The sequence below is a fragment of the Campylobacter sp. RM16704 genome (assembly GCF_000816245.1).
Lineage (GTDB): Bacteria > Campylobacterota > Campylobacteria > Campylobacterales > Campylobacteraceae > Campylobacter_D.
Genome location: NZ_CP007769.1, coordinates 1,179,436 through 1,205,838 on the forward strand (window position 1 = coordinate 1,179,436; position 26,403 = coordinate 1,205,838).

21 protein-coding genes and 1 tRNA gene are annotated in these 26,403 nt (G+C 28.8%); 7 read left to right on the plus strand and 15 right to left on the minus strand.

All coding sequences use genetic code 11. The features are described 5' to 3' along the window. The first annotated feature begins 99 nt into the window (after positions 1 to 99). Both uvrB and CAQ16704_RS06045 read left to right on the plus strand, forming a co-directional pair. A complete protein-coding gene (gene uvrB, locus CAQ16704_RS06040; protein WP_039667339.1) occupies positions 100 to 2,073 on the plus strand; it encodes an excinuclease ABC subunit UvrB in 1,974 nt (657 codons plus the stop codon). Positions 2,074 to 2,156: 83 nt separating this feature from the next. Continuing rightward, positions 2,157 to 4,040: an LTA synthase family protein gene (locus tag CAQ16704_RS06045; protein ID WP_235361592.1), complete on the plus strand. Its 1,884-nt coding sequence runs from the start codon at positions 2,157 to 2,159 to the stop codon at positions 4,038 to 4,040. Positions 4,041 to 4,087: 47 nt separating this feature from the next. Here CAQ16704_RS06045 and efp read toward each other — a convergent pair whose 3' ends face one another. The 8 genes from efp to pheS are packed head-to-tail and all read right to left on the minus strand — an operon-like array spanning position 4,088 to position 13,933. Next, positions 4,088 to 4,657 carry an elongation factor P gene (gene efp / locus CAQ16704_RS06050; protein ID WP_039667340.1) on the minus strand — a complete coding sequence of 190 codons (570 nt, stop codon included), beginning with the start codon at positions 4,655 to 4,657 and terminating at the stop codon, positions 4,088 to 4,090. Between the two features lie 60 nt (positions 4,658 to 4,717). Continuing rightward, positions 4,718 to 6,298, minus strand: a complete 1,581-nt coding sequence (locus CAQ16704_RS06055; protein WP_039667341.1) for an alpha-ketoglutarate reductase / D-3-phosphoglycerate dehydrogenase — start codon at positions 6,296 to 6,298, stop codon at positions 4,718 to 4,720. Beyond that, complete coding sequence (locus tag CAQ16704_RS06060; RefSeq protein ID WP_039667342.1) at positions 6,295 to 6,774, minus strand: hypothetical protein; 480 nt, start codon at positions 6,772 to 6,774, stop codon at positions 6,295 to 6,297. The genes CAQ16704_RS06055 and CAQ16704_RS06060 overlap by 4 nt, the downstream gene beginning before the upstream one ends. Before the next feature lie 7 nt (positions 6,775 to 6,781). Continuing rightward, positions 6,782 to 8,449, minus strand: a complete 1,668-nt coding sequence (locus tag CAQ16704_RS06065) for a 30S ribosomal protein S1 (protein ID WP_039667343.1) — start codon at positions 8,447 to 8,449, stop codon at positions 6,782 to 6,784. Positions 8,450 to 8,504: 55 nt separating this feature from the next. Beyond that, positions 8,505 to 9,341, minus strand: a complete 837-nt coding sequence (locus CAQ16704_RS06070; RefSeq protein ID WP_039667344.1) for a 4-hydroxy-3-methylbut-2-enyl diphosphate reductase — start codon at positions 9,339 to 9,341, stop codon at positions 8,505 to 8,507. Continuing rightward, the gene (gene aroA / locus CAQ16704_RS06075) at positions 9,331 to 10,617 is read right to left on the minus strand and encodes a 3-phosphoshikimate 1-carboxyvinyltransferase (RefSeq protein ID WP_039667345.1); all 1,287 of its coding nucleotides are present in this window, start codon (positions 10,615 to 10,617) and stop codon (positions 9,331 to 9,333) included. The genes CAQ16704_RS06070 and aroA overlap by 11 nt, the downstream gene beginning before the upstream one ends. Then, entirely contained in the window at positions 10,614 to 12,944 is a 2,331-nt protein-coding gene (gene pheT, locus CAQ16704_RS06080; RefSeq protein ID WP_039667346.1) for a phenylalanine--tRNA ligase subunit beta, read from the minus strand. The genes aroA and pheT overlap by 4 nt, the downstream gene beginning before the upstream one ends. Next, the gene (gene pheS / locus CAQ16704_RS06085) at positions 12,941 to 13,933 is read right to left on the minus strand and encodes a phenylalanine--tRNA ligase subunit alpha (RefSeq protein ID WP_039667347.1); all 993 of its coding nucleotides are present in this window, start codon (positions 13,931 to 13,933) and stop codon (positions 12,941 to 12,943) included. Before pheS ends, pheT begins: the two co-directional genes overlap by 4 nt. An 83-nt stretch (positions 13,934 to 14,016) precedes the next feature. Here pheS and CAQ16704_RS06090 point away from each other — a divergent pair, with 83 nt between their 5' ends. Beyond that, complete coding sequence (locus CAQ16704_RS06090) at positions 14,017 to 14,382, plus strand: histidine triad nucleotide-binding protein (RefSeq protein ID WP_039667348.1); 366 nt, start codon at positions 14,017 to 14,019, stop codon at positions 14,380 to 14,382. A gap of 17 nt (positions 14,383 to 14,399) precedes the next feature. Here the strand turns inward: CAQ16704_RS06090 and pckA are convergent, their stop codons facing one another. Genes pckA through CAQ16704_RS06115 form a run of 5 tightly spaced genes read right to left on the minus strand, consistent with a single transcriptional unit; the run spans position 14,400 to position 21,871 of the window. Further along, positions 14,400 to 15,974: a phosphoenolpyruvate carboxykinase (ATP) gene (gene pckA / locus CAQ16704_RS06095; RefSeq protein ID WP_039667349.1), complete on the minus strand. Its 1,575-nt coding sequence runs from the start codon at positions 15,972 to 15,974 to the stop codon at positions 14,400 to 14,402. A 10-nt stretch (positions 15,975 to 15,984) separates the two neighbouring features. Further along, positions 15,985 to 17,769 (minus strand): pyruvate carboxylase subunit B, encoded by a 1,785-nt coding sequence (locus CAQ16704_RS06100; RefSeq protein WP_039667350.1) that lies wholly within the window; start codon positions 17,767 to 17,769, stop codon positions 15,985 to 15,987. A gap of 58 nt (positions 17,770 to 17,827) precedes the next feature. Continuing rightward, positions 17,828 to 19,162: a sodium-dependent transporter gene (locus tag CAQ16704_RS06105; protein ID WP_039667351.1), complete on the minus strand. Its 1,335-nt coding sequence runs from the start codon at positions 19,160 to 19,162 to the stop codon at positions 17,828 to 17,830. A 9-nt stretch (positions 19,163 to 19,171) separates the two neighbouring features. Further along, entirely contained in the window at positions 19,172 to 20,509 is a 1,338-nt protein-coding gene (locus CAQ16704_RS06110) for a sodium-dependent transporter (protein WP_039667352.1), read from the minus strand. A gap of 9 nt (positions 20,510 to 20,518) precedes the next feature. Continuing rightward, a complete protein-coding gene (locus CAQ16704_RS06115) occupies positions 20,519 to 21,871 on the minus strand; it encodes a sodium-dependent transporter (protein ID WP_039667353.1) in 1,353 nt (450 codons plus the stop codon). A 194-nt stretch (positions 21,872 to 22,065) separates the two neighbouring features. Between CAQ16704_RS06115 and CAQ16704_RS06120 the strand changes: the two genes are divergently transcribed. From CAQ16704_RS06120 to cetZ, 4 genes are all read left to right on the plus strand, one after another. Next, on the plus strand, positions 22,066 to 22,389 hold the full coding sequence (locus CAQ16704_RS06120; protein ID WP_039667354.1) for a F0F1 ATP synthase subunit C: 324 nt from the start codon (positions 22,066 to 22,068) through the stop codon (positions 22,387 to 22,389). Positions 22,390 to 22,416: 27 nt separating this feature from the next. Continuing rightward, positions 22,417 to 22,502: transfer RNA gene (locus CAQ16704_RS06125), tRNA-Leu, on the plus strand. Positions 22,503 to 22,528: 26 nt separating this feature from the next. Then, positions 22,529 to 22,963 carry a hypothetical protein gene (locus CAQ16704_RS06130; protein ID WP_039667355.1) on the plus strand — a complete coding sequence of 145 codons (435 nt, stop codon included), beginning with the start codon at positions 22,529 to 22,531 and terminating at the stop codon, positions 22,961 to 22,963. 68 nt (positions 22,964 to 23,031) lie between these two features. Continuing rightward, the gene (gene cetZ / locus CAQ16704_RS06135) at positions 23,032 to 24,324 is read left to right on the plus strand and encodes an energy taxis response protein CetZ (RefSeq protein WP_039667356.1); all 1,293 of its coding nucleotides are present in this window, start codon (positions 23,032 to 23,034) and stop codon (positions 24,322 to 24,324) included. Positions 24,325 to 24,339: 15 nt separating this feature from the next. Here cetZ and CAQ16704_RS06140 read toward each other — a convergent pair whose 3' ends face one another. After that, positions 24,340 to 25,503: a dihydroorotase, subgroup IIa gene (locus CAQ16704_RS06140; RefSeq protein ID WP_039667357.1), complete on the minus strand. Its 1,164-nt coding sequence runs from the start codon at positions 25,501 to 25,503 to the stop codon at positions 24,340 to 24,342. Next, a complete protein-coding gene (locus tag CAQ16704_RS06145; protein WP_039667358.1) occupies positions 25,500 to 26,402 on the minus strand; it encodes an NAD(P)H-dependent glycerol-3-phosphate dehydrogenase in 903 nt (300 codons plus the stop codon). The genes CAQ16704_RS06140 and CAQ16704_RS06145 overlap by 4 nt, the downstream gene beginning before the upstream one ends. Between the last annotated feature and the right edge of the window lies 1 nt (position 26,403).

Consider the following 26,403-nt stretch of genomic DNA (forward strand, 5'->3'; position numbering starts at 1 on the left):
CAAAAAAAAATTTAATTTTATATAGCATTTTGTTTTAAAATTTAAATTTTTACAAAAAATTTTGTGTAAAATTAGCAAAAATACAAGTTAGGAAAATTTATGTTTAAACTTACTAGTGATTTTAAGCCAAGTCCTGATCAAAAACAAGCCATTGATGGTATAGTAAAAAGCATTAAAGCAGGTAATAAATACCAAACTTTACTAGGCGTTACAGGCAGTGGAAAAACCTTCACTATGGCAAATATCATTAAAAACTTAAATATGCCTACTCTTATCATGAGCCACAACAAAAGCTTATGTGCACAACTTTATAGCGAATTTAAAGGTTTTTTTGTAAACAACCATGTGGAATATTTTATAAGTTATTATGATTATTATCAACCAGAAGCTTACATACCAAGAACCGATGTTTTTATAGAAAAAGATAGCTCTACGAATGAAGATTTAGAAAGATTAAGACTTAGTGCAAGTGCTTCACTTTTAAGTTATGATGATGTTATTTGTATAGCAAGTGTTTCGGCAAATTACGGCTTAGGCAATCCTAATGAGTATGTTGGTATGGTCATGATTTTAGAGCAAAATATGCAAATAAATCAAAAAGAACTTTTAAAAAAACTTGTAAATATGGGCTATAAGCGTAATGATAATTTCTTTGATAGGGCTGATTTTAGGGTCAATGGAGATATTATTGATATATATCCGGCTTATTATGAAGATGAAGCTATTAGACTTGAATTTTTTGGTGATGAACTTGAAGCAATGTATCATTATAACATTTTAGAAAATAAAAAAGGTAAAGATTTAAAAAAATTTATACTTTATCCTACAAGTCAATTTAGCGTAGGTGAAGCAAGGCTTAAAGAAGCAATCAAAGGTATAAAAGCTGAACTAAATGAACGCCTAGCATATTTTGAAAACGAAAATAAATTAGTAGAAGCACAAAGATTAAAGCAAAGGGTAGAATTTGACCTTGAAATGCTTCAAAGCACAGGTATGTGCAAGGGGGTAGAAAATTATGCTTTACATTTAACAGGATTAAAAAGCGGGGATACTCCTTATACACTATTTGATTATTTTGCAATAAAAAATCAAGATTTTTTAGTAATTGTTGATGAATCTCATGTTTCATTACCTCAATTTCGTGGTATGTTTGCAGGAGACAGAAGTAGAAAGCAAACCTTGGTTGATTATGGATTTCGTTTGCCTAGTGCCTTAGATAATAGGCCTTTGATGTTTGATGAATTTATTAATAAAAATTGTAAATTTTTATTTGTTTCAGCTACTCCTGCACCATTAGAACTTGAACTAAGCAAAAAAAATATCTTTCATCAAATCATGCGTCCAACAGGACTTTTAGATCCTAAAATAGAAATCAAAGATAGTGACAATCAAGTTGAAATTTTATATGATGAAGCAAAAAAAGTCATAGAGCGTGGTGAAAGAGTTTTAATCACCGTTTTAACTAAGAAAATGGCTGAAGAACTTAGCAAATATTACTTAGAGCTTGGCTTAAAAGTAAAATATATGCATTCAGAAATTGATGCAATTGAGCGTAATGAGATTATTCGTGGTTTAAGAAGTGGTGCATTTGACATTTTAATAGGTATTAATCTTTTAAGAGAAGGACTTGACTTACCTGAAGTTTCGCTTATAGCTATAATGGATGCAGATAAAGAAGGCTTTTTAAGGAGTACTACTGCACTCATTCAGACTATGGGACGAGCTGCTAGAAATGTAAATGGCAAAGTATTACTTTTTGCTAAAAAAATTACAAAATCTATGCAAGAAGCTATTGATACTACTAGCGAAAGAAGAGTTTTGCAAGAAGCTTATAATAAAAAATACAATATCACACCAACTTCAGTAACAAGGAATATAGAAGAGAGTTTAAAACAAAACCTTGAGCAAGGAGAAATTTATCGCAAAGGCAAAGAACTTGAAAAAATGCCTGCTAAAGAACGGGCTAAAATAGTAAAAGAGTTAAGAAAGCAAATGTTAGAAGCAGCTAAAAATCTTGAATTTGAAAAAGCTGCAATGTTTAGAGATGAAATTAATAAACTAAAAATTTTATAGGAGAAAAAATGAAAAAAATACTCACTCAAATTATTGTCTTTTATTTTTTGTTTGTAAGTATATTCACTATCAATAGGATTACTATGCAAATTAATTTTATTCCACACAAAATTATGGAAAACAATTTTAATGATATATTTAAAATGTATTTTTATGGAATTTATCATGATATTAGATTTTTAAGTGTTGCTTTTTTACCACTTTTATTTTGCGGATTTATTGCTTTAATATTTTCTCATCTTAACTACAAAAAACCAGTGATACTTATGGGGGGGGGGGTATATAAGCTATATGGCATTATCTCAAGTATTTATATAGTATTCATAGCCTATATAAGCATAACTTTTTCTTTTGCAAAATATTACTACTACGAACTTTATAATGATAAATTTAATGTTTTTTTATTTAGTGTAAAAAATGATAATACTAGTACCATTTTAGATATTATTTATAATGATTATCCTATTTTAAAAATCTTAATTTTAATTATATCTATTTCTTTATTTTGTGTGTTTTTAAATTTAAAAATTATCCGTTATAAAAATACGACAAATAGTTATAAAATTTATATCTTACTAATCTTAAACACTATTTTGATTTTTATGTACATATTGGCTCTTAGAGGACCATTTAAACATGTAGCTCTTAATGTGCAAAACTATTCTTTTAGCGAATTTAAAGTTATAAATGATATTATGGTAAATCCCATCATGGCATTTTCTTGGGCTTATAAACAACACAAAGAAGAAGAGAAATTAAAATATATAAACAAAGAACAAGCTCTTCTAATACAAAATCAACTCTTTCCTTGTATATATACAAGTAAAGAAAATATATTTGCATCAAAATATAATCCGAGCGTATTTCTTAATATAATGGAAAGTTTTGGTTTAGAAATTTATCATTTCAATAACGAAACTAACAATTTTTTAGGCTCATTAAAACACCATTTCGAAGAAGACTTCATATTTGAAAGATTTTTGCCTGCAAGTAATGGAACAATACCTACTATTGCTAATTTACTATTTATCAGTCCTTTTTCAAATATTTCAACAAGCAAATTTCAAACAATAAAGTTACCCCTTACTCCTATTGAAATTTACAAAAAAGCAGGCTATAAAGTTATTTTTATAAGTGCAGGTAACGGATCTTGGCAAAATATTAAAGCATATTTAAAAACTCAAGGTGTTGATGAAATCATAGATGAAAATACTCTAATAAAAGAATATCCAGAAGCTAAGACAACACAAAACGGCTATGGCATAGCAGATGAATATCTTTATAAAAAAGTTTTAGAAATTTTACAAAATCATCCTCAAAAAACACTTATAATTAGTTTGACAATATCTAATCATCCTCCTTTTAATTTAGATTACAATATAAATATTAATTTTAACAAAATTCCAAAAGAATTATTGAAACTTTTACCTTTTAACCAAGATAAACAAATTAGAATTTTAAAAGCTTATACCTATGCAAATGATGAATTTGGAAAATTTCTCGATAAATTCAAAAATAGTAACATTAAAAATCAAGTTATTATTGCAGCAACAGGAGATCATAGAACTAGAGATTTAAAAATAACAAGAACTGATATTAAAGCTTTTTCCTTAGGAGTTCCTTTTTATATTTATATACCAAAAAAAATGCAATTTGATGTTTATTACGATAAATATCGTGTTGGCTCACACAAAGATATTTTTCCAACTCTATATAATTTAAGTCTTAATAAGGTAAAATATTTAAGCTTAGGTGGAAGAGATATGTTAAGCAAACCTTTAAATCAAAAACTAGAATTTGCTATTAATGACAATTTATGGATAGATAACAACGGAGTATATATAGAAAGTAAAGGATTTTCATTCAAAGATCAAAAAACTTTAATAAATACTGATAAAGAAATTAACTTAAATAATTTTCAAAAAACTTTCATCAACTATATCAAGATTACAACTGGTGGCAATTGAATATGAGAATCCAAAATAAAATAGATCTAGAATAATCTAGATCTATTTTATTTGTTTGCTCTTTCTATATATTCACCGCGTATAGTATCAACACGAATAACCTCACCTTCTAATACATGAAAAGGAATTTGTACTACCGCACCTGTTTCCAAAGTAGCTGGTTTTTTGTTTGAACCTTGAGTATCACCTTTGAAATTTGGAGCTGTTTCAATGATTTTAAGCTCCATTACTTGAGGCACTTCCACACCAATTGCTTTTCCATTGTGAAATAAAACATCTACCATAGTTCCATCAAGCATCCATTTTTTAGCTTCACCTACATCCTCATCGCTAATTGCAACTTGTTCATAAGTTTGAGTATCCATAAATTGGCAATTTTCACCATCATCATATAAATACTGCATTTGTTTTTCTTCTAAATTTGGAGATTCGCATTTATCCCCTGCGTGGAAAGTTTTTTCTAAAACCTTACCATCAATAAAAGATTTAATTTTAATACGCACAAAAGCAGGACCTTTGCCTGGTTTTACATGTTGGTATTCTACAATTTTAAAAGGAATACCATCAATTTCTATTTTTAAACCCTTTTTTAAATCTCCCATTCCATAAGAAGCCATATAATTTCCTTAATTTTAAAATTAAAAAATAATTGTAACAATTAAGGCTTATAAAAAGCCTTAAATTTCTGCATATTCTGCAAAAATACAAGCATCAACAGCTCTTAACTCTTCAAGTAAAGCTTTTGAAATTTTTGTATCAAGTAAAATTACAGCCAAAGCTTTTCCAAAACCATTTCTACCAAGTCTAAAATCAGCAATATTGACATTATTTTTAGCTAAAATTCCACTAACATTAGCAATAACTCCTGGTATGTCATTGTTGTTTAAAATAATCATTTTTCCTTTTGGTTTAAAATCCACATCAAAACCGTTTAATTCTACTATTCTTTGTTCATTTTCTCCGAAAATAGTTCCTGAGATAGAAAGGCTGGAATTATCTGTAATCACCTTGATAGTAACTTTATTGCTATATCCACTAATTGGTAAAACATAAGAAGAAAGTTCTACACCCTTATCTTTAGCTACAAAATGTGCATTAATATAGTTGATATTTTCGCCTAAAATTCCTCTTAAAACACTTACTGCTGCAAAAGTTAACAAAGACTCATTATATTCACTAATTTGTCCTTCACTTTCAAGCTTGATAGCTTTAATAGGAGTTTTATCAAGCTGAGCAGCCAAAAATCCCATTTTTGAAATAAGCTCTATATAAGGTGCTACAAAACTTGGTAAGTCTTCAGTTTTGATTGGTAAATTTAAAGCATTAGGGTAAGAAATTCCTCTTGCAGCATTTAAAGCTTGTTCGCATGCTTGAATAGCAATATTTTCTTGACTTTCTAAAGTATTTGCTCCAAGATGAGAAGTAACTGAAACATTTTCAAAGTCTAAAAATGGATGATTAGTTGCTGGTTCTTTATTAAACACATCTATACCAAGCCAAGCTATTTTGCCACTTCTTAAACCCTCGCATAGTGCATCTTCATTATAAAGACCACCTCTAGCACAGTTAATCAATCTAATACCATTTTTCATTTTATTTATTTCATCAAAAGAAATCATATCTGTGGTTTCTTTTGTTTTTGGTGTATGTATAGTAATAAAATCACTTTGAGTTAAAATAACATCTAAAGAATTTACACATTCAATGCCCAAATCTGTCATTTTAGAAGCTACCACATAAGGATCATAAGCAATAACTTTCATTCCAAAAGCTTTTGCACGTATAGCCACTCTTGAACCAATATTTCCAAAACCTATAACTCCTAAGGTTTTATTCATAAGTTCAACACCATACCATTTTTCTCTTTCCCATCTCCTTTGCACTTTTAAAAAATTATGAGCATTTACAAAGGATCTTGCAGAGCATAATAAATGATTCATAGTAAGTTCAACCGCTGCTATAGTGTTTGCTGTTGGTACATTCATAACAATAATACCTTTTTTAGAGCATTCTTCTATATCTACATTATCAACTCCTACACCTGCTCTAACTAAAGCTTTTAAATTTTTGCAAGCATTAATAAACTTTAAATCCACATCAGTAGAACTTCTAGTAATAGCTACATCAACATCGCTAAGTTTTGTTAAAAGTTCATCTTTAGATAAATGTGCTGCTTTAATAAGCTCTATATCTTCAGCTTTTCTTAAAAGTTCAACACCTTTATCTAATATTGCATCACACACAATAATTTTTTTCATAGCCAAACCTCCTTTAATTTTGCATTTATATCATAAATTTTTAATTTATCAATTAAAGCATTTAAGGTTTTTTCATTATTTGTGTCTAAATAAATCACTACCTCATTTTTACTTTGCGTTAGAGTATATTTAATAAAAAAAGAATGCAAAGTTTGTCTTAAACAAAACATAGAATACACATCATTTTTATTAATATCTAACATGTAAAATTTTTGTTTTGGTTTTACTACAGAATCATCCATATTAAAACTCATATAAAATTCATTTGCTGCTGGTGAAAAATCATTAATTTTAAAATTAGAAAATTTATCTTGCCAAGTTTGTGGTAGTTCTTTTTTAATTTCATCAAAAGAATATTTAACATTTTGTGAGATAGATAGATTACCAATATCTAGATATCTCACCATAAAAATAAAAATGACTATTAAAGCTAATCCCAAAAAGCTTAAAATACCATAAAGAATATATTTTTTCATTGTTTGTTTAAGATAATTGATCTTTTATGATATCACCTAAAGTAACTTTATCATTATCATTGATCTCATTTAGCGCTTCTCTTTCTTTCATTTTAGTAAGACTTTTAACGCTCAAACGAATTCTATTTTTTTTCTCATCAACAAAAACAATCAATGCTTCTATACTATCTCCTATTTTTAGACTAGAAAAATCAATATTTCCTAAATCTTCTTTATGAATCAAAGCATCAACACCCTCTTCTAGCTCTACAAAAATTCCAAAGTCTTTAATATCTCTAATTTTACCTATAACAATATCATTTACCTGATGTTTTTGTGCATATATTTGTACTGGACTTTTTTGTAACTCTTTAGTACTCAAAGAAATTTTGTGATTTTCTTTGTCAAGTTTGATAATCTTAACTTCTAAAATATCACCAATATTATAGAAATCTTTACATTTATCATTTCTATTCCATGATGCATCTTCATTATGCAACAAACCTTCTAAATTAGAAATTTTAACAAAAGCACCAAAATTTGTTACAGATGTAACCTGTCCTTTTACTATATCACCTACTTTATGCATTTTTAAAAATTCATCAAAAGGTTTAGTTAATAAATTCTTCAAAGATACTCTAAGTCTTCTTTCTTTGGTGTTGATTTCAATTACTTCCACATCAAGTTCTTGGCCTTCGCTAACATAATCTTTTGGATTTTTTACATTTTTATCCCAAGAAATTTCACTAATATGTAAAAAACCTTCAATATCATTACCTAAATCCACAAATGCACCATATGGTTCAATATTTGAAACAGTAACTTTAATGGTATCTCCAACCTCTAAGCCATCTTTTATTTCATCCCAAGGATCAGGCATAGCTAGTTTAATTGACAAAGAAAGATGTTTTTTATCTTTATCATATTTAATTATCTTAACAGGTACCTTATCTCCTTCGTTATATAATGAACTAGGATTAACAGGTCCTTTATATGAAATTTCACTATAATGCACTAAACCATCAATACCACCTACATCTACGAACATTCCATAGGTTGTGATTTTTTTAATAGTTCCCTCTATAACTTCTTCTTGATTTAACACATTTGAAATAATCTCTTTACGTTTTTTTCTTTCTTCATCTACTATTTTTTTTCTAGAAACTACTATACTTTGTGCTTCTTTATCTATTTTTATAATTTTAACTTTTAAAGTCTTGTTATTAATATTATTAAAATCTTTAAAACTACTTTGTGATTTTGGCAAGAAAAATTCAACTCCATTTTCATCTACAGCTACAAAACCACCTCTATTTTTACCAATGATTTTTACATCAAAAATACTCTCATCGTCTTTATAATTTTCAATAAATTCTTTAACTTTTTGCTTTCTTAAAGCTTTTTTATGAGAAAGTAAAGATCTACCACTACGAGAACCTACTACAGCAACCTCTAATGTATCGCCTTCTTTAAAAGCCAATTCACCTTTTTCATTTTGAATTTCTTCAATTGCTAAAATACCTTCTGATTTTTGTCCTACATTAACAAATACTTCATCGCCTTTTATGGCAACGATTATACCCTGTATGGTTGCCTCCTCATCAGACTTAAAAGATTCTTCAAGCATTTGCTCAAAATCTTCCTCAATAATAATATCCTCTAGTCTGTTTTGAACTTTTTTGTTCACCTCACTCATCGTGGTCCTTTATTTTAAATTTCAATTTTTGATTATAATATTGTTTTCTTTAAACTTAGTTAATTTTAGTGCATTCTTTAATTTTTTCTATAACTAAATTAATCACCCAATCAGGAGTAGAAGCACCAGCACTAATGCCACATTTTTGTTTTCCTATAAACCATTTTTTTTGAATTTCTTTCTCATTTTCAATCAAATAACTATCTTTACAATAATTTTTTGCTATTAAAAATAGTTGCTTTGTATTAGCTGAATTTTTTCCACCAACAATAATTACTACATCACTTTTTTTTGCAAGCTCATTAATAGCTTCTTGGTTTTTAAAAGTTGCATCACAAATTGTGTTAAATACTCGCACTTCTTTAACTCTTAGCATTAAAAAATTTACAATTTCCATAAATTTTTCTATTTTTTTAGTAGTTTGTGACACTACTGCTATTTTAGAAGGTAACTTTATATCAAGCAACTCTTTTTCATCAAGTACCACATAAGCTCTAGTACTTACATAACTTCTAACACCTTTTACTTCAGGATGATTCTCGTCTCCAAAAATAACAACTTCATAGCCTTCATTGCTCATTTGCTCACAAATTTTTTGTGGTTTTGTCACAAAAGGACATGTGGCATCAAAAATTTCTATATCTTTTTGTTTTAGTTTTTCTAAATCTTGTTTTGTTATACCATGTGTTCTAATAATAGCTTTCTTTTCTGTACTTAATTCACTAATATCATTCAATGTTTTAACATTATAGTTTTTCCAAATTCTTGTAATTTCTTCATTATTGTGGATTAATGGTCCTATAGTAGCTGCATCTTTAATTTGCTCTGCTTTTTTAATTGCTCTTTTTACCCCAAAACAAAAACCGCAACTTTTCGCTAATTCAATCTCCAATTCTTGCCCCTATTTGCTTTAAAATTTCAAAAAAATTTGGAAAAGAAGTTTTTACACATTCACAATCATCCACTTCCATTCCACATTTTAAACCTAAAATCAAAAAGCTCATTGCAATTCTATGATCACCAAAACTTTCTATTTTAGCACTTTTAACCTCACCGCCTTCTACTTCAAAGCCATCTTCACATTCCTTTACTTTTATACCGCATTTTTGCAAATTTAAAACAATAGCTTTAATCCTATCACTTTCTTTCACACGTAATTCTTTAGCATTTTTTACAATACTTTTTCCTTTTGCACAAGCAAAAGCTATAGCTAATGCTGGAATTTCATCTATAAGCCAAGCTATATTTTCATTTATCTCGATAGCTTTTAAATTAGCACTTTCTACACAAATTTTACCAATACTTTCAAAATCTTCATTATCAATACAATAAGAAATTTTTGCACCCATCTTTTCTAAAATTTTAAAAGCTTCAATACGAGTTTTATTTAATAATACATTTTTTAAAATTATCTTTGAATTCGGCAAAATGCAAGTTGCTAAAGCAAAATAAAATGCTGATGATGGATCATTTGGGACTTGAACACTAAAAGCTTTTAATCTTTCTTTTAGTGGTTTTATTCTTATATGTGTTTTTTCAGTATTTAAATAATCAATCTCTGCACCCAATTTTTTAAGCATAATTTCACTATGGTTTCTTGAAAGCTCAATTTCTTTAAAATAGCTTTCTTTTTTTGCATTTAAAGCTGCCAAAATTAAAGCTGTTTTAACTTGAGCTGAAGCAATATGACTATAAAAATCAAAACCATCTAACTTGGCTCCTTGTATACTAATAGGCGCTAAATTTGCGTTAACTCTTCCATGAATTCTAGCACCTATACTTGTTAAAGGCTCACTCACTCTTTTCATTGGTCTGGCATTTAAATATTTGTCACCACTTAAAACAAAAAATTCATCTTCTATAGCACTTAAAAAACCTATTAAAAGTCTCATAGCTGTGCCTGAATTACCACAATCTAAAACACAGTTTGGAGATTTTATTTTGACTGGAGCTTCGATATAAAGAAAGTTATCATCTTCATATACTTTAGCCCCCAAGGCTTTGATGATTTCTAAAGTATGCAAAGTATCTTGAGCTTTTAAATAATTTTTAATCTTACAAATTCCTTGAGTTAATAAAGAAAAAATAGCAAGACGATGGGATATAGATTTATCAGAAGCTATATTTCCAAGTGTTATTTCAAAGTTATTTATAGGATCTATTTTCATCGAAGTTTTAAACCATACTCATCATCTAAAGCTTTGATGATTTTTTCTATACACTTAAGGACAATATTATCTTCTAAAGTTTTTTCAAAATCTCTAAATACTAGATTAATTGTTATACTATAAAAATCACCTAAATTTTCATCTGTATATAAATCTACAACCCTAAAACTTTCCAATATTTCGATATTTAATTTTGTGATAGTATTTTTAATATTTTCATATTCAAATCCTTTAGGAATAACTATACTCAAATCTCTACTTATAGATGGAAATTTAGAATAGGCTTTAGCGATTTTAAAATCTTGTTTTAATCCATTTAAATCAAGCTCACAAACATAAGTTTTAGCTAAATCTCTTTTATTTTCTATATTTAAATGTATCCTACCGATAAAACCTATACATATGTTATTTTTATAAACATTTGCTTGTTCATATGGGCTTAAAAATTTGTATTCTGATTTTTGCAAACTAAACTCACCTATAATGCTTTTTAGTTCAGCTAAAAAAGTATAAAAATCTACCAAAACAGGCTTGGCTTTATTGGCTATTTTAGCTTCCTCTTTATATCCACAAAAAATCATTGCAAATTTAGTATGCTCATTTGAAAACTCATCGAAAACACTACCACATTCGAAAAGTTTGATTTTCTTTTTCGAATTTCTTAGATTAAAACTTACTGCATTTAAAAGATGATTTATCAAAGTACTTCTTAAAGTATTTAATTCTTTTGTAATTGGATTTATAAGTTTATTTTTAATACACTTAAAACCTAAACGAGTTAATTCTTCTTCATTATCTAAAACATAATGAATACTTTCAAAATAACCATTATGACTTGCCTTAAGTCTTAATTTTTTTTGTTCTTGATAATCATAATATACCTGATTCAAACGGTTTTTCTCTTTAAATTCTAAAGCATTTGATGGAATATTATCAATACCTATCATTCTCACTATTTCTTCTGCAATATCTGCAATATTGGTTATATCACTACGATGAAGTGGAATTTTCACATTAAACTGTTCATCATTAACTACATTTATTTCAAAACCTAATTTTCTAAGAATTTTTACTAGAGTGTTTTTATCTATAAATATACCGATAATTTTATCAATATCTGCTCCAAAAAATCTAATTATTTTAGCTTCATTTTCTTTGAGAACTTGTTGATTTCCTGAAAAAACACTAATAGTACTAATCTTTAAACATTCATTAAACAAATATTCCATTCCCAAAGAAAGCTTAGGCTCACTACCTCTTAAGGTACGATAAGTCATATCATTTTTCTTTTTGTAAAAAGCTACTGCATTAGCTATAATTTGAGGGTGAGTATAACTTGCTTCTATAATGATAATTTTGCTCTCATCATTAATTTTAAATTTATCTTCTTGCTCAATACCTGCTAAAGCTATTAGCTCATCTTTATAATAAACCCCATATTCACCATGTTCTTGAGTTTTAATTTCTAAAATAATTTTCTCATCAATTTGACATTCTTTGCAAAGTTTATGAAAATCGTAAGCACAAAAAACAACTCCACTTGCATGTGTTGCATATGCTAAAAGATTTTCTACATTATTGCTTTTATAAGCTTCAATCAAAGCAAGGCGAATTTGTATTGTAATATTTAATTTAAATTCTTTCTTAATTTCTAAGGCTTTATAAGTAAAAAAACCTTCTACATCACTTTGATTTTTTATACTTAGTATTCTTCCTATACCTACGCTATTTTCATTTTCTTTTAAAGGATTTAATTCTTTTAAATTTAGATCAAGTGCAACGCTTAAATCTCTAGCAATCCCATATAAACTTAAACAATCTCCACGATTTGGAGTAAGTTCTATTTCTATAATCTCATCATTAAAAAGTTCATAAGTATTTAAAGCTTTCCCTAAAACTAGCTCTCCCATGCTTTCATCTAAAACCATAATGCCTTCATTACTTTTTCCAAAACCAAGTTCATTAGAAGAGCAAATCATACCCATAGACTCAACCCCTCTAAGCTTAGCAGGTTTGATCTCTAGTCCACTTGGAAGCACTGCACCTACTAAAGAAACTGCTACAAATTGATCTTTATCGACATTTTTAGCACCACAAACAATTTGTAAAATTTCATTACCAACATCTACTTTACAAATATTTAATTTATCTGAATTTTCGTGCTTAGTCTTTTCTAAAACTTTACCTATTACAACTTTCTCAGGAGTTTTAACGCTTTTAAAGCTATCAACCTCTAACCCTATAGAATTTAAAGTATTTACTATAGTTTGTGTTGATATTTCACTTAATTCAATCCATTCATTTAACCAATTTCTACTAATAATCATCTAAATTGCTCCAATAATCTTAAATCACCTTCAAACATAGAACGCAAATCAGGAATTTTGTGCAAAAGCATAGCTAATCTTTCTACACCCATACCAAAAGCATAACCACTTACATTTTTATATCCTACAAAATTATAAACATTAGGATCTACCACTCCACATCCTAAAACTTCAAGCCATCCTGTTTGTTTGCAAACCCTACATCCACATCCTTTACAAAACACACAAGAAATATCAACCTCAGCAGATGGTTCAGTAAAAGGAAAGAAACTTGGTCGAAAACGCACCTTTATATCTCCAAACATATATTTTAAAAATTGTTCTAGTATGTCTTTTAAATTTGCAAAATTTACCTTATTTCCTTCTTCCACCACAAGTCCTTCTACTTGATGAAACATAGGTGTGTGAGTAATGTCAAAATCTCTTCTAAAAACTGCACCTGGTGCTATCATTCTAATAGGAGGTTTTTGCGTGAGCATAGTTCTAATTTGCACTGGAGAAGTTTGAGATCTAAGCAAAGTTTTATCTTCAAAATAAAAAGTATCTTGCATATCTCTTGCGGGATGGTTTTGTGGTAAATTTAACGCTTCAAAATTATGAAAATCGTCTTCTATTAAAGGACCTTTTTCTATGCTGAAATTTAAAGCAGTGAAATACTCTATGATTTTATCCATAGTTTGCATGATTGGGTGCAAAGCACCTGAGTTGGAAGTTTCATCAAAAAAACTAAAATCTTGCACATCTTGTTTCATTTTTTCATTTAAAACTTTTTCTTCTATTTCTTTTAGTTTAGTTTGATATGCTTTGTTAAATTCATCTCTTGTTTTATTTAAGCCATTGGCAAATTCTTTTTTTTCTTCACCTTTTAAATCTTTTAACTTTGCAAATTCCAAAGTTAAAATACCTTTTTTTCCTAAAACATTTACTTTCACATTCTCAAGCTCTGCTAAAGTATTTGCAGAAGCAATTTTTTCTATCATGTTTTGCAATTTTAGCTCCAACTAAATTTTTTTTAAACATTCTAATGTAAAATTATTTAAAATTAGCAAAAATAATTAAAAAGGATTATTAAATGAGAGAAAAAACTATATTTGAATTAATAGTAGAAGGAAAAATTCCATCTAATAAGGTTTTAGAAAGTGAAAAATTTTTAGCTTTTCATGACATTAATCCTAAAGCACCTATTCATATTTTAATCATTCCCAAAGAACATTTTGAAAATTTTCAAGAATTAAGACCTGAATTAATGAGTGAAATGACTCAATTTATCCAAGAACTAGCTACTCTTTTAGGACTTGATAAAAGTGGTTATAGACTAATTACAAATTGTGGTAAAAACAGTGGTCAAGAAGTATTTCACTTGCATTTTCATATGCTAGGCGGATTTGAGCTTCCAAAAAATAAAGAAACTCAAATCAATCCTGAATCACTATTCTAAAAAGAGCCTAACTCTTTTTAGATAGTAGGACCAGCTAGTTTAAATTCTACACCTTCTTTTACATCTTCATAGCGTTTGAAATTTTCTATAAACATTTTTGCAAGTTTTAATTTAGTTTCTTCATAAGCTTTTTTATCTTCCCAAGTATTGATAGGATTTAATAATCTACTCTCTACACCAGCTAATTCTTTCGGTACTGCAAGATTAAATAAATCATAATTTTCAAATTCGCAATTTTTTATACTACCATCTAAAATAGCATTAATACAAGCTCTAGTTGCTTTTATACTCATTCTCTTACCGATACCATAAGCTCCACCGCTCCAACCGGTATTTACTAGATAAACATTAACATTATATTTGCTAATTTTTTCGCCTAAAAGTTTTGCATAAACAGTTGGGTGTAATGGTAAAAATACCTCGCCAAAACAAGCTGAAAAAGTCGCAACAGGCTCAGTAATACCTCTTTCAGTACCTGCTACTTTTGCTGTATAACCACTTAGAAAATAATACATTGCTTGTTCTTTACTAAGCTTACTTACAGGAGGTAAAACACCAAAAGCATCAGCTGAAAGGAAAATAATATTACTAGGATGAGCTGCACTAAGACTTGGTTCATGATTTAAAATATGTTCTATTGGGTAAGATACTCTAGTATTTTCAGTTTTTGAAGCATCATTAAAATCTACACTCAAATCATCCCTTAAAACTACATTTTCCAAAAGTGCATTTTGTTTTATAGCCCCATAAATTTCTGGCTCACTTTGAGGATCAAGATTGATACATTTTGCATAACAACCACCTTCAAAATTAAACACACCCTCATCATCCCAACCATGCTCATCATCACCAATTAATTTTCTTTTTGGATCGGTTGAAAGAGTAGTTTTACCTGTACCACTAAGCCCAAAGAAAAGTGCTACATCACCTTTTTTCCCAACGTTAGCACTACAATGCATAGAAAGTTTATTTTCTAATGGAAGCCAATAATTCATCATTGAAAAAATTCCTTTTTTCATCTCTCCACCATACCAAGTTCCACCAATTACTGCTATATTTTCTTCTATATTAAAAATAACAAAAACTTCAGAATTTAACCCATCTTCTTTATAATTATCATTCACACATTTACAAGCATTATATACCACAAAATCAGGCTTAAATTCCTCAAGCTCTTCTTCTTTTGGACGAATAAACATATTTTTTACAAAATGTGCTTGCCATGCAACTTGTGTTACAAAACGCACAGCTTTACGACTTTTTAATGAAGCACCACAATATGCATCTTGAATATAAATATCACTATTGCTAAGTTGCTTTTTAGCTTTTACTAAGAGCTTTTCAAACAATTCTTCGCTAATTGGCTGATTAATCTTACCCCAAGCAATGTATTTTTGCGAAGGATCTTGTTTTACAAAATACTTATCTTTAGGACTTCTTCCGGTAAAAATTCCCGTATCCACACTAAAGGTGCCATTTTTAGTACACACACCTTCATTATTGTTTTTTTCATGCTTTAAAAGTTCATCATAGCTAAGATTATGAAAAACTTGCCCAATGTTTTCTAAACCTAAATTTTCTAAACCTTTCATCTTTGCCTCCTTATTTATAAGTCATTAAAACTTGACCTTCACTTACACTTTCACCAGTATCAACTAAAAGTTCTGCAATTTCCCCATCTTTGCTTGCAGTAATTTCAATTTCCATTTTCATTGCTTCAAGCACAGCTACTACTTGACCTTCTTTTACACTATCGTTTTCTTTGACTAAAATTTTAAATACATTTGCATTCATACTCGCTACAATAGCATTAGTACTATCATTTACTTGAGGTTTTTTTACCTCTATAGAATCATTTTTGACATTTACAGCACTTTTAACATTAACATCTCTATCAAAACCTGCACTTACTTCCACATGGTATTTGTTGCCATTAACTGAAATGGTAAATTGATTTTCATTGATAAGACTTGGTTTTAATTTGCTATTTTTTCTAACATTAACCTTAGCTTCACCTTTTAAGAAAGCTATACCTTTTTCTTTACAAGCTGCAACGATAAAAATATTTTCTTCACTTGTTTCTAAATTTTCTTTTTCCAATAAATTTTTAATATAAACTATGCTTTTGCTCTCATCTGCATCAGCGATATCTGTGGCTAATTTTGTAGTTGGTTCTAATTTTAATTGTTCACTTGCAAGTTTAATTATTTCAGGATCTGGAGCAACGGGAGTTTTTCCAAAATACCCTAAAACCATTTTTCCATATCCATCTGCGATTTTTTTCCAAGGCCCAAACATTACATTATTAAAAGCTTGTTGAAAATAAAATTGTGATACAGGGGTAACCGAAGTACCATAACCACCTTTTTCTACCACTTCTTGCATAGCTTTTATAACTTGAGGAAATTTATCTAAAATATTATTATCTCTCATCATTTGTGTATTAGCAGTTAATGCTCCACCTGGCATAGGTGAAAAAGGTATTAAAGGATTTACAGCTGTAGCTTCAGGTGGTAAAAAATAATCTTTTAAACAATCTTTTAGCACTTCTTCGTATTTTAAAATTTTTTCTTCATCCAAACCAAGATCAAAATTACTTCCCTTTAGAGCATGAAGCATAGTTAAAATATCAGGCTGAGAAGTACCGCCACTAACAGGAGCTGCAGCTAAATCTATACCATCAACACCTGCTTCTAAAGCTGCTAAATAACACGCTATACTAACACCAGCTGTTTCATGCGTATGTAATCTTATATGCATATTTTTTGGCAAGTTTTTTCTAGCCATTTTAATTACTTCATAAATTTTATTTGGATTTGAAGTTCCACTTGCATCTTTAAAACAAATACTATCAAAAGGAATTTGTGCTTGTAGGATTTCTTTTAAAATTCTTTCATAAAATGGCACATCATGTGCACCTTTACATTTTGGAGGTAAATCCATTAAAGTAATAGTAATTTCATGTTTTAAACCATGCTTAACTATGCATTCTCCACTAAATTTTAAATTATTTACATCATTTAATGCATCAAAATTTCTTATGGTTGTTGTGCCATGCTTTGCAAACATTTTTGCATGTAAATCGATAATTTCTTTACTACCTGTATCAAGCGCTACAGTATTAACCCCTCTTGCAAGAGTTTGTAAATTTGTATCTTTTCCAACAATGGCTCTAAATTTATCCATCATCTCAAAGGCATTTTCATTTAAATAAAAAAATAAGCTTTGAAATCTAGCTCCACCGCCAAATTCAAAATGCTTAATATCTGCTTCTTTGGCTGCTTCTAAAGCAGGAAAAAAGTCATTCATTAAAACTCTAGCACCATAAACAGATTGAAAACCATCTCTAAATGTAGTATCCATCACATCAATTAATTTTTTAGCCATAATTTTTCCTTATTTTTGCATCTTTGCAATTATAACTTTACTTTCTTAAAAAATAAATTTATAAAATTTGATTTAACATAATGATAATAATTGCAATAGGTGCAACAAATCTGAGTAAAAAATACCATATTTCAAAAATACTTTTACTCATAAACTTAGAAAATAAATTATAAATTTTTTCTTTATCTATAAAAAATCCTACAAAAATGGCACTTGCTATAGCTCCAAGTGGTAACATAAAATTAGAGGTTAATTTATCTAAGATATCAAAAAAACTAAAACCAAAAAAACTAAAGCTAACACCATAGCTAATACTAAAAGATAAAATACAACTCATTCCTAAAATAAAAACTATAAAGCCTATAAATATCAAGGCTTTTATTCTTGAAATTTTATACTCATTAACAAGATAAAAAGTAAAAGGTTCTATCATAGAAACTGCTGAAGTAATCCCTGCAAAAAACAAAGCTAGAAAAAAATAAAAGGCTAGAAAATGACCAAAAATAGTGCCTAAATTAGAAAATAAGGTTGTTAAAGATATAAATACAAGTCCGGCACCTTCTGCTGGATTGGCATTAAATTTAAAAATAAAAGTAAACACAATAAGACCCATCATGAGTCCTATGCATATATTTAAAATTATTATAACTATAGAACTTGTTATTAAATTTGTATCATCCTTTAAAGAGGCTGCATAAGTGGTAATACAACCTATGCCTAAACATAAAGTAAAAAATGCAAGTCCTAAAGCTGTCAATACTGAATTTAAATTAAGCTTACTAAAATCAGGATAAAACAAATAAACAAAAGCTTCTTTAAAACCATCTTGAAAAAAACAATATATTAGCATTAACACAAGCATAATGAACAAACTTGGCATAATCCAAACATTAAGTTTTTCTATACCACTTTTAACACCTCTTGAAACGACAAATAAGGTAAGAAAAAATGCAATTAAAAAATACAAACTACTTTCTAAAATACTATTTTGTATTAAATTTCCAAATAAAACTCCTGCTTCTTGAGTATTAGTAGGTAAATAATAAATCGAAGTTATCATGTATTTTAAAACCCAACCCATAATAACAAGATAAAAAGATAATACAAAAATTCCACCAAGCATAAAAAATCCCGCAAATTTCCATTTTTGAGCATACTTAGTTGCTAAGCTTTTATAAGCATTTACAGGATCGCTTTGGCTTATTCTTCCCATAGCAATTTCAGCTAAAAAAACACAAAATCCTATACTAATAGTTAAAAGCAAATACAAAAGGACAAAGGCAAAACCGCCATTTTGTCCCACTAAAGTTGGAAATTTCCAAGCATTGCCAAGCCCTATTGCCCCACCTGCCACTGCTAAAACAAAGCCTATTTTAGAAAATTTATCATTCATTTTAATACCTTAGAAAAAAAGCTGTCTAGCCATAATTAAAATAACTGCTAGCGGTGAAACATATCTTAAAAAGATATACCAAATTTCAAAATACACCCCACGCATAAAGGGGTGAAATAAAATTTGTAAAGCTTCTTTTTTAAGCACAAAACCTACAAAAAAAGCTGTAATTAAAGCTGAAATTGGCATTAATAAATTTTGTATGAAAAAATCTAAAATATCAAAAAAGCTTTTTCCAAAGAAATTTAAACTCGATGCACTTACATGATAAAAAGAAAGTATAGATAAACTTCCCAAAAAATACACAATCACTCCCACAAAAACCAAGGCTTTTTTTCTTGAAATTTGATAACGATTTATAAGATAAAAAGTAAAAGGTTCTATCATAGAAATAGCTGAAGTAATCCCTGCAAAAAATAAAGCAATAAAAAAAGCTATGGCTAAAATATTTCCTAAAAATCCTAATTTTGCAAAAAGCGTTGTTAGTGATATAAAAATAAGCCCTGGTCCTTGTTGAGTTGGATCAGCTCCAAATTCAAATATAAAAGTAAATACAATAAGTCCCATCATTAAACCGATAATAGTATTAATAATGATAATATTTAAAGCACTACTTATAAAATTTGTTCTATCAGGCAAACTTGCTGCATAGGTTAAAATCACACATACACCTAAAGACATACTAAAAAATGCAAGACCAAGTGCATCTAGTATAGAATTAACACTTAATTTTGAAAAATCAGGTACAAACAAAAACTCACTAGCCTTAGAAAAACCATCCATACTAAAAGAATACCCAAGCATTAAAATAAGTAAAATAAATAAACTTGGCATCATCCAAACATTAAGTTTTTCTATACCACTTTTAACACCTTTTGAAACTACATAAAAAATTACTATAAATACAAAAGTAAAACATATAAATTGAGATAAAACATCATTAGAAAGTAAATTTCCAAAAATAGTGCCTGCTTCATTTGTATCTTTGGGCAATTCAAAAAATCCAAAATAAGCATATTTTGCTATCCAACCTATAACAACACTATAAAAAGACACTAAAATAATAGCACCTAGCATAAAAAATCCTGCCAATGACCATGCTTTTTTATGTTTTGGTGCTAAAGTATAATAAGCATTTACAGGATCTTTTTCACTAAGCTTTCCTATGCTAAGCTCAGCTAGAAAAATAACAAAAGCCACACCTAGTGTTAAAAGCAAATACACCACCACAAAGGCAGAACCTCCATTATTACCCACTAAAGTTGGAAATTTCCAAGCGTTTCCAAGTCCAACAGCTGAACCTGCTACTGCTAAAACAAAGCCTATTTTAGAAAATTTTTCATTCATCTTTTAACCTTAAAAAAATAATTGTTTTACCATGATTAAAATCACCGCCAAAGGTGAAATGTATCTTACAAAAAAATACCAACACTCAAAATAAATACCTTTCATATAAGGATAAAATAAAGTTTGTAAAGCTTCTTTTTTAAGCACAAAACCTACAAAAATAGCACCAAATAATCCTCCCAAAGGCATCATTAAATTTGAAGCAATAAAATCTAATACATCAAAAAAGCTTTTTCCAAAAAATTCCAAAGAGTCTTTACTCCACTCAATTCCTGATAAAATACACAAACTACCCAAAATATAAACTATAAATGCTATAAAAACCAGTGCTTTTTTTCTTGTAAAATCATAAGAATTAATTAAGTAAAAAGTTAAAGGTTCTATCATAGAAACTGCTGAAGTAATCCCTGCAAAAAATAATGCAATAAAAAAAGCCACAGCTAAGATATTTCCCAAAGGCAAAAAACCCAAGGGATCTATATTTGAAAATAAACTCATTAGTGAAACAAAAATCAAACCAGGACCTTGTTGAGCTGGGTTTCCATCAAATTCAAAAATAAAAGTAAAAACGATAAGCCCCATCATAATGCCGATGATAATGTTGATAATTATAATATTAATAGTACTTGCAATAAAATTGGTTCTATCGGACAAACTTGCTGAATAAGTTATAATTGAACCTACCCCGATAGACAAAGAAAAACAAGCAAGTCCTAAGGCACTTAAAAATGCCCCTACTCCGAGCTTAGAAAAATCTGGAGAGAACAAAAACTCACTAGCCTTAGAAAAACCATCCATACTAAAAGAATACCCAAGCATTAAAATAAGTAAAATAAATAAACTTGGCATCATCCAAACATTAAGTTTTTCTATACCACTTTTAACACCTTTTGAAACTACATAAAAAATTACTATAAATACAAAAGTAAAACATATAAATTGAGATAAAACATCATTAGAAAGTAAATTTCCAAAAATAGCACCACTTTCTTCTATATTTTTTGGTAAAGGAAAAAAACCAAAATATGCATACTTAACAATCCATCCTATAATCACACTATAAAAAGAAACAATCAAAATAGCACCTATTAAAGAAAAACCAACTATAGACCATGCTTTTTTATGTTTTGGTGCTAAAGTATAATAAGCATTTACAGGATCTTTTTCACTAAGCTTTCCTATGCTAAGCTCAGCTAAAAATATAACAAAACCCACACCTAAAGTCAAAAGCAAATATAAAAGCACAAAAGCAGAACCGCCATTTTGTCCTACTAAAGTTGGAAATTTCCAAGCGTTTCCAAGCCCAACAGCTGAACCTGCTACTGCTAAAATAAAACCTATTTTAGAAAATTTTTCATTCATAAAAATAACCTTAAAAAATGTAAAATTATAAAAACGTTTAATGTAGCTAAAAAAAACTTTAATTTGTTTTAAAATACGCTTATTAATTTAAATTTCAATAATTTTAAAGCTATATTAATATATAATTTTTCTTTTATAAATCATGAGTAGGGATACGCAAGCCGAAAAGATTTAATTTATTTTAAGGAAAAATAATGAAAAAAATCGTATTTTTTATGCTAGCTTTAAGTGGTTTTGCATTTGCAGCTGAAGGCTCTATGAATCAATGGCTAGCTTCATTTTCAATTTTAGCAGCAGGTTTAGGACTTGGTGTTGCGGCTTTAGGTGGAGCTATTGGTATGGGTAATACTGCGGCAGCAACTATAGCAGGTACTGCTAGAAATCCTGGCCTTGGCGGTAAATTAATGACTACTATGTTTATTGCTTTAGCGATGATTGAGGCACAAGTTATTTATGCACTTGTTATTGCTCTTATCGCTCTTTATGCTAATCCATTCCAAGCATTAGTAGCAGCTTAATAAAAAAGCCCTTCTAAGGGCTTATATGCGGTTATGGTGGAATTGGTAGACACGCCATCTTGAGGGGGTGGTGCGCTTTGCGTGTGCGAGTTCAAATCTCGCTAACCGCACCATTATACTGTTTAGGATATTATAATAAATGACTTTTTATCTTTTAATTAGTGCCATAGCTTTTTTAATTCTTTTTTTTGCTATTAAAAATTACACTTTAAAATTAGATGAGAAAAAACTAATTGAACCCATAAAGACAAACATATATCCTGAATTTTGTGATTTAATTAATGAAGAAATGAGAAAAATAAAAAATAAGGTTTTGCAAAAAGAAATTCAACTAAAAGATGAAAATAAAAATGATGAATTTTTAGAAATACTTAGCGACATGAGTAGAAAGTTAAATCACATACAAACAATGAATTTAAGCAAAAAAAATAATATTTTATGGGAAGAAACTTTATTTGATTTTTTAAAAGAACTTGAGTCTGTCAATGAAAAATATATCAATTGCTATGAAGAAATTAATGAAGAAGTGCGGAATTCTTTGCAAGATAAATTCTATAATTTAACAAAAAACTAATACAATTAGATTTTCGAAAAAATATGCTATAATTGTGAGATTACAATCTTAAATAAAGGAACTTATCTATGTTTGGTAACAAGAAAAAAGTAAATGAGCAAATAATTCAACTAGAACAATCTAATCAGTCTTTTCAAGATATTTTTAATGCCATTAGCAATACAATGGCTATGATAGAATTTCAAATTGATGGGACTATTATTACTGCGAATGAAAATTTTTTGAAAACCATGAATTATTCTTTGGAAGAAATTCAAGGAAAACACCATAGTATGTTCTGTCTACCAGAAGTAGTTAAGTCTCAAAGATATGCTGACTTTTGGAAGGATTTAAGAAGTGGAAAGTCTAGAAATGGACTTTTTAGACGTATAGCAAAGGGTGGTAAGGACATATACTTAGAAGCTAACTACCTACCAATTATTAGCCAAAAAAATGAAGTGTATAAAGTTATTAAGTTTGCAAATGATATTACACAAAGGCACTATGAAATGCTTAATCTAAAAAATACCATAGAAGCTGCAAATCGCTCCATGGCTATTATAGAATTTGATCCTTATGGAGAAATTTTAGATGCAAATGAAAATTTCACAAAAACTATGGGATATTCTCTAAATGAAATAAAAGGGAAACATCATAGTATGTTTTGTGAAGAGAAATTTAGAAATTCCAAAGAATATACAATATTTTGGGAAGAATTACGAAGCGGAAAATTTCAATCTGGAAAATTCACACGCTATGGAAAAAATAATAAAATAGTATATCTAGAAGCAAGTTATAATCCAGTTAAAAATGATGACGGAAAAATTTATAGAGTAATTAAATTTGCTACAGATATTACAGATCAAATAGTAAGAGATGAAGAAAAATTAAAACTTATCAGTGAGTTAGCCGAACAAAACGACAATTTAACCCAACAAGGAGATGGCGTTATAGAAAATACTGTACAAAATATACAAAACATTGCTGATATGATGAATAACAGTAGTAATTTAGTTTCTTCTTTAAACGAACAATCAGAAGAAATTAAAAATATTATTCAAACTATAAGTGATATAGCCGATCAAACCAATCTTTTAGCACTAAATGCAGCTATTGAAGCAGCACGTGCAGGTGAACATGGACGTGGCTTTGCTGTTGTTGCTGATGAAGTAAGAAACCTAGCAGAAAGAACGGGTCATTCTGTAAATGAAATTACTACCACAATTAATTCTATTAGAAATGTAACTTCTGAAGTTGTACAAAGTATTAGAGATGGCCTAGGTGAAGTAAATCATAGTGTTGAATTAGCAAAAGAAGCTAAAGATTGTATGGAGAAAATAAGAAATAGCTCTGCTCAAGTAGCACAAGCTATGCAAAAATAAATAAAAGTTTTTAGCTTAAATGCTAAAAACTTTTCCTGCAATAAAGCTTTTTTCTACCCTACCTTGTAAGATGTTATTTACATATAAACCCTCTCCATTAAAAGAATGATTTTCATCAAATACAGCAAAGTCAGCATCAAATCCAATTTCTATTTTACCTTTGTTTAATCCCAAAAATTGTGCTTGATTATAACTTGCTAAATCGCATAATTCTTTCCAAGTTAAAACACTTTCTTTTACTAAATATGTAAAACATAAACTCATATGCATAGCTATAGCATTAATTCCAAAATCTGCCTCATCAAAAGCTAAATCTTTTTTTGTACTAGGAGTATGCATTGATGTTAAAAAAGTAATTTTTTTGTCTTGAAGCATTTTTTTAAGATTCGTAAGTTCATTTTTAGATCTTAAAGGAGGTAAAATTTTTGCTTGGGTATTAAAATTCTCACAAGCACTTTCATCTTTAATTAAATGATGAATCGAAATTTCACTGAAATGATTTTGCAAAAGTTCGAATGATTTTGCAATAGCTAAAGAATTAAAGCAAGATTTATTTTTATAAAATTCAACTAATTCCTTCATTTTTGCCACTTCGCTAGTTTCAGCTATATCACTAATTCCTATAAGACCAAGCTCAAAACTAGTTTTACTATCATTCATTACGCCATGATCATCAAAACTTTCATCAAAACACTTTAAAAACACAGGAATTGATTTCATATTAGCATATTGCATACTTTGTCTTAAAAAATTAGCACCTATAGTACTTGAAAGTTCCAAGCCCTCAGCACCCATATCTATTAAAGTTGCAATATTTTTTAATTTTCCATCTTTATTTAATACATTAATAGTAGGTAGAATATTAATATCTAAAGATTTTAACTTATCAAAATAAAGTGCATAACCTTGAGTATTAACCTCCAAACTATCTTTTAAAACAATAGTTCCAACTCCACCTTTTAAACATACCTTTTCTAGATCATATAATTTATCTATACTAAATTCATTATCAAGCAAACTAACATTTAAATCAATGAATAAAGGAAGTAATGTCTTACCTTCTATATCAACAATCTGCTCATCATCACTCAAATCGTTAGCAATTTGAGTGATTTTTCCATCTTCTATTTTAAGATCAAGCTTTTGCTCACCATAAATTTTTGCATTTTTGATAATCATGATATTTCCTCCTTTGATGACATCAAATCTTTCAAAGATTCCCAAGCATTTTTGCCTTCTAGCATTAAGACCACTTCATTAATAATCGGAGTATAAATTTGAAATTGTTTTGATAAAAAATGTATAGCATAAGCGGTTTGAACTCCTTCAGCTACCTCACCAAGTTCTATTAAAATATCTTTTATATTTTTGCCACTAGCCAAACTCAAACCTACTCTATAGTTTCTTGATAAGTTACTTGAAGCTGTTAAAAACAAATCTCCAGCCCCACTAAGTCCTAGAAATGTTTCTTCTTTAGCATTAAAAAACTGTCCAAAGCGGTGCATTTCTACTAGACCTCTTGAAACCAAAGAAGCTCTTGCATTATTGCCTAATTTTAGCCCATCACAAACTCCGCTAGCAATAGCTAAAACATTTTTGTATGCACCACAAATTTCAGCACCTTTTACATCAGAACTTGTATAGGTTTTAATATAATTTGGGAAAAAACTTGCAAATTGATTACAAAGTTCTTGATCTTTACCACTAATAACCAAAGCACAAGGTTTTTTTTCTAACACTTCGCTTGCAAAAGAAGGGCCACTTAAAAAACAAAGTCTATTGATACTTACAAACTCGCTGAAAACCTCATCCATAAATTTTAAGCTTTTACAATCAATACCCTTAGAGGCAACAAGAATTTTTTGATTTAAGTCTTTAAAATTATTTTTTAACCACTCATGTATTCCTTGAGCGTATAAAGCAAAAACTAAATATTCATACTCTAAAGCCTTTTTAGTGCTAACAAAATAAGAAAGATCTTTTTTGTGAAAAGAAGTTATCACACATTCATTTTTAATACTCAATGCATCATATAAAGCGCTTCCCCATTTTCCTGCACCGATAACTGCTATTTTCATA

Coding starts and splice junctions, on each gene's coding strand:
- uvrB (WP_039667339.1), top strand. CDS start 100: ATGTTTAAACTTACTAGTGATTTTAAGCCAAGTCCTGATCAAAAACAA.
- CAQ16704_RS06045 (WP_235361592.1), top strand. CDS start 2,157: ATGCAAATTAATTTTATTCCACACAAAATTATGGAAAACAATTTTAAT.
- efp (WP_039667340.1), bottom strand. CDS start 4,657: ATGGCTTCTTATGGAATGGGAGATTTAAAAAAGGGTTTAAAAATAGAA.
- CAQ16704_RS06055 (WP_039667341.1), bottom strand. CDS start 6,298: ATGAAAAAAATTATTGTGTGTGATGCAATATTAGATAAAGGTGTTGAA.
- CAQ16704_RS06060 (WP_039667342.1), bottom strand. CDS start 6,774: ATGAAAAAATATATTCTTTATGGTATTTTAAGCTTTTTGGGATTAGCT.
- CAQ16704_RS06065 (WP_039667343.1), bottom strand. CDS start 8,449: ATGAGTGAGGTGAACAAAAAAGTTCAAAACAGACTAGAGGATATTATT.
- aroA (WP_039667345.1), bottom strand. CDS start 10,617: ATGAAAATAGATCCTATAAATAACTTTGAAATAACACTTGGAAATATA.
- pheT (WP_039667346.1), bottom strand. CDS start 12,944: ATGATTATTAGTAGAAATTGGTTAAATGAATGGATTGAATTAAGTGAA.
- CAQ16704_RS06090 (WP_039667348.1), top strand. CDS start 14,017: ATGAGAGAAAAAACTATATTTGAATTAATAGTAGAAGGAAAAATTCCA.
- pckA (WP_039667349.1), bottom strand. CDS start 15,974: ATGAAAGGTTTAGAAAATTTAGGTTTAGAAAACATTGGGCAAGTTTTT.
- CAQ16704_RS06100 (WP_039667350.1), bottom strand. CDS start 17,769: ATGGCTAAAAAATTAATTGATGTGATGGATACTACATTTAGAGATGGT.
- CAQ16704_RS06105 (WP_039667351.1), bottom strand. CDS start 19,162: ATGAATGATAAATTTTCTAAAATAGGCTTTGTTTTAGCAGTGGCAGGT.
- CAQ16704_RS06110 (WP_039667352.1), bottom strand. CDS start 20,509: ATGAATGAAAAATTTTCTAAAATAGGCTTTGTTTTAGCAGTAGCAGGT.
- CAQ16704_RS06115 (WP_039667353.1), bottom strand. CDS start 21,871: ATGAATGAAAAATTTTCTAAAATAGGTTTTATTTTAGCAGTAGCAGGT.
- CAQ16704_RS06120 (WP_039667354.1), top strand. CDS start 22,066: ATGAAAAAAATCGTATTTTTTATGCTAGCTTTAAGTGGTTTTGCATTT.
- CAQ16704_RS06130 (WP_039667355.1), top strand. CDS start 22,529: ATGACTTTTTATCTTTTAATTAGTGCCATAGCTTTTTTAATTCTTTTT.
- cetZ (WP_039667356.1), top strand. CDS start 23,032: ATGTTTGGTAACAAGAAAAAAGTAAATGAGCAAATAATTCAACTAGAA.
- CAQ16704_RS06140 (WP_039667357.1), bottom strand. CDS start 25,503: ATGATTATCAAAAATGCAAAAATTTATGGTGAGCAAAAGCTTGATCTT.
- CAQ16704_RS06145 (WP_039667358.1), bottom strand. CDS start 26,402: ATGAAAATAGCAGTTATCGGTGCAGGAAAATGGGGAAGCGCTTTATAT.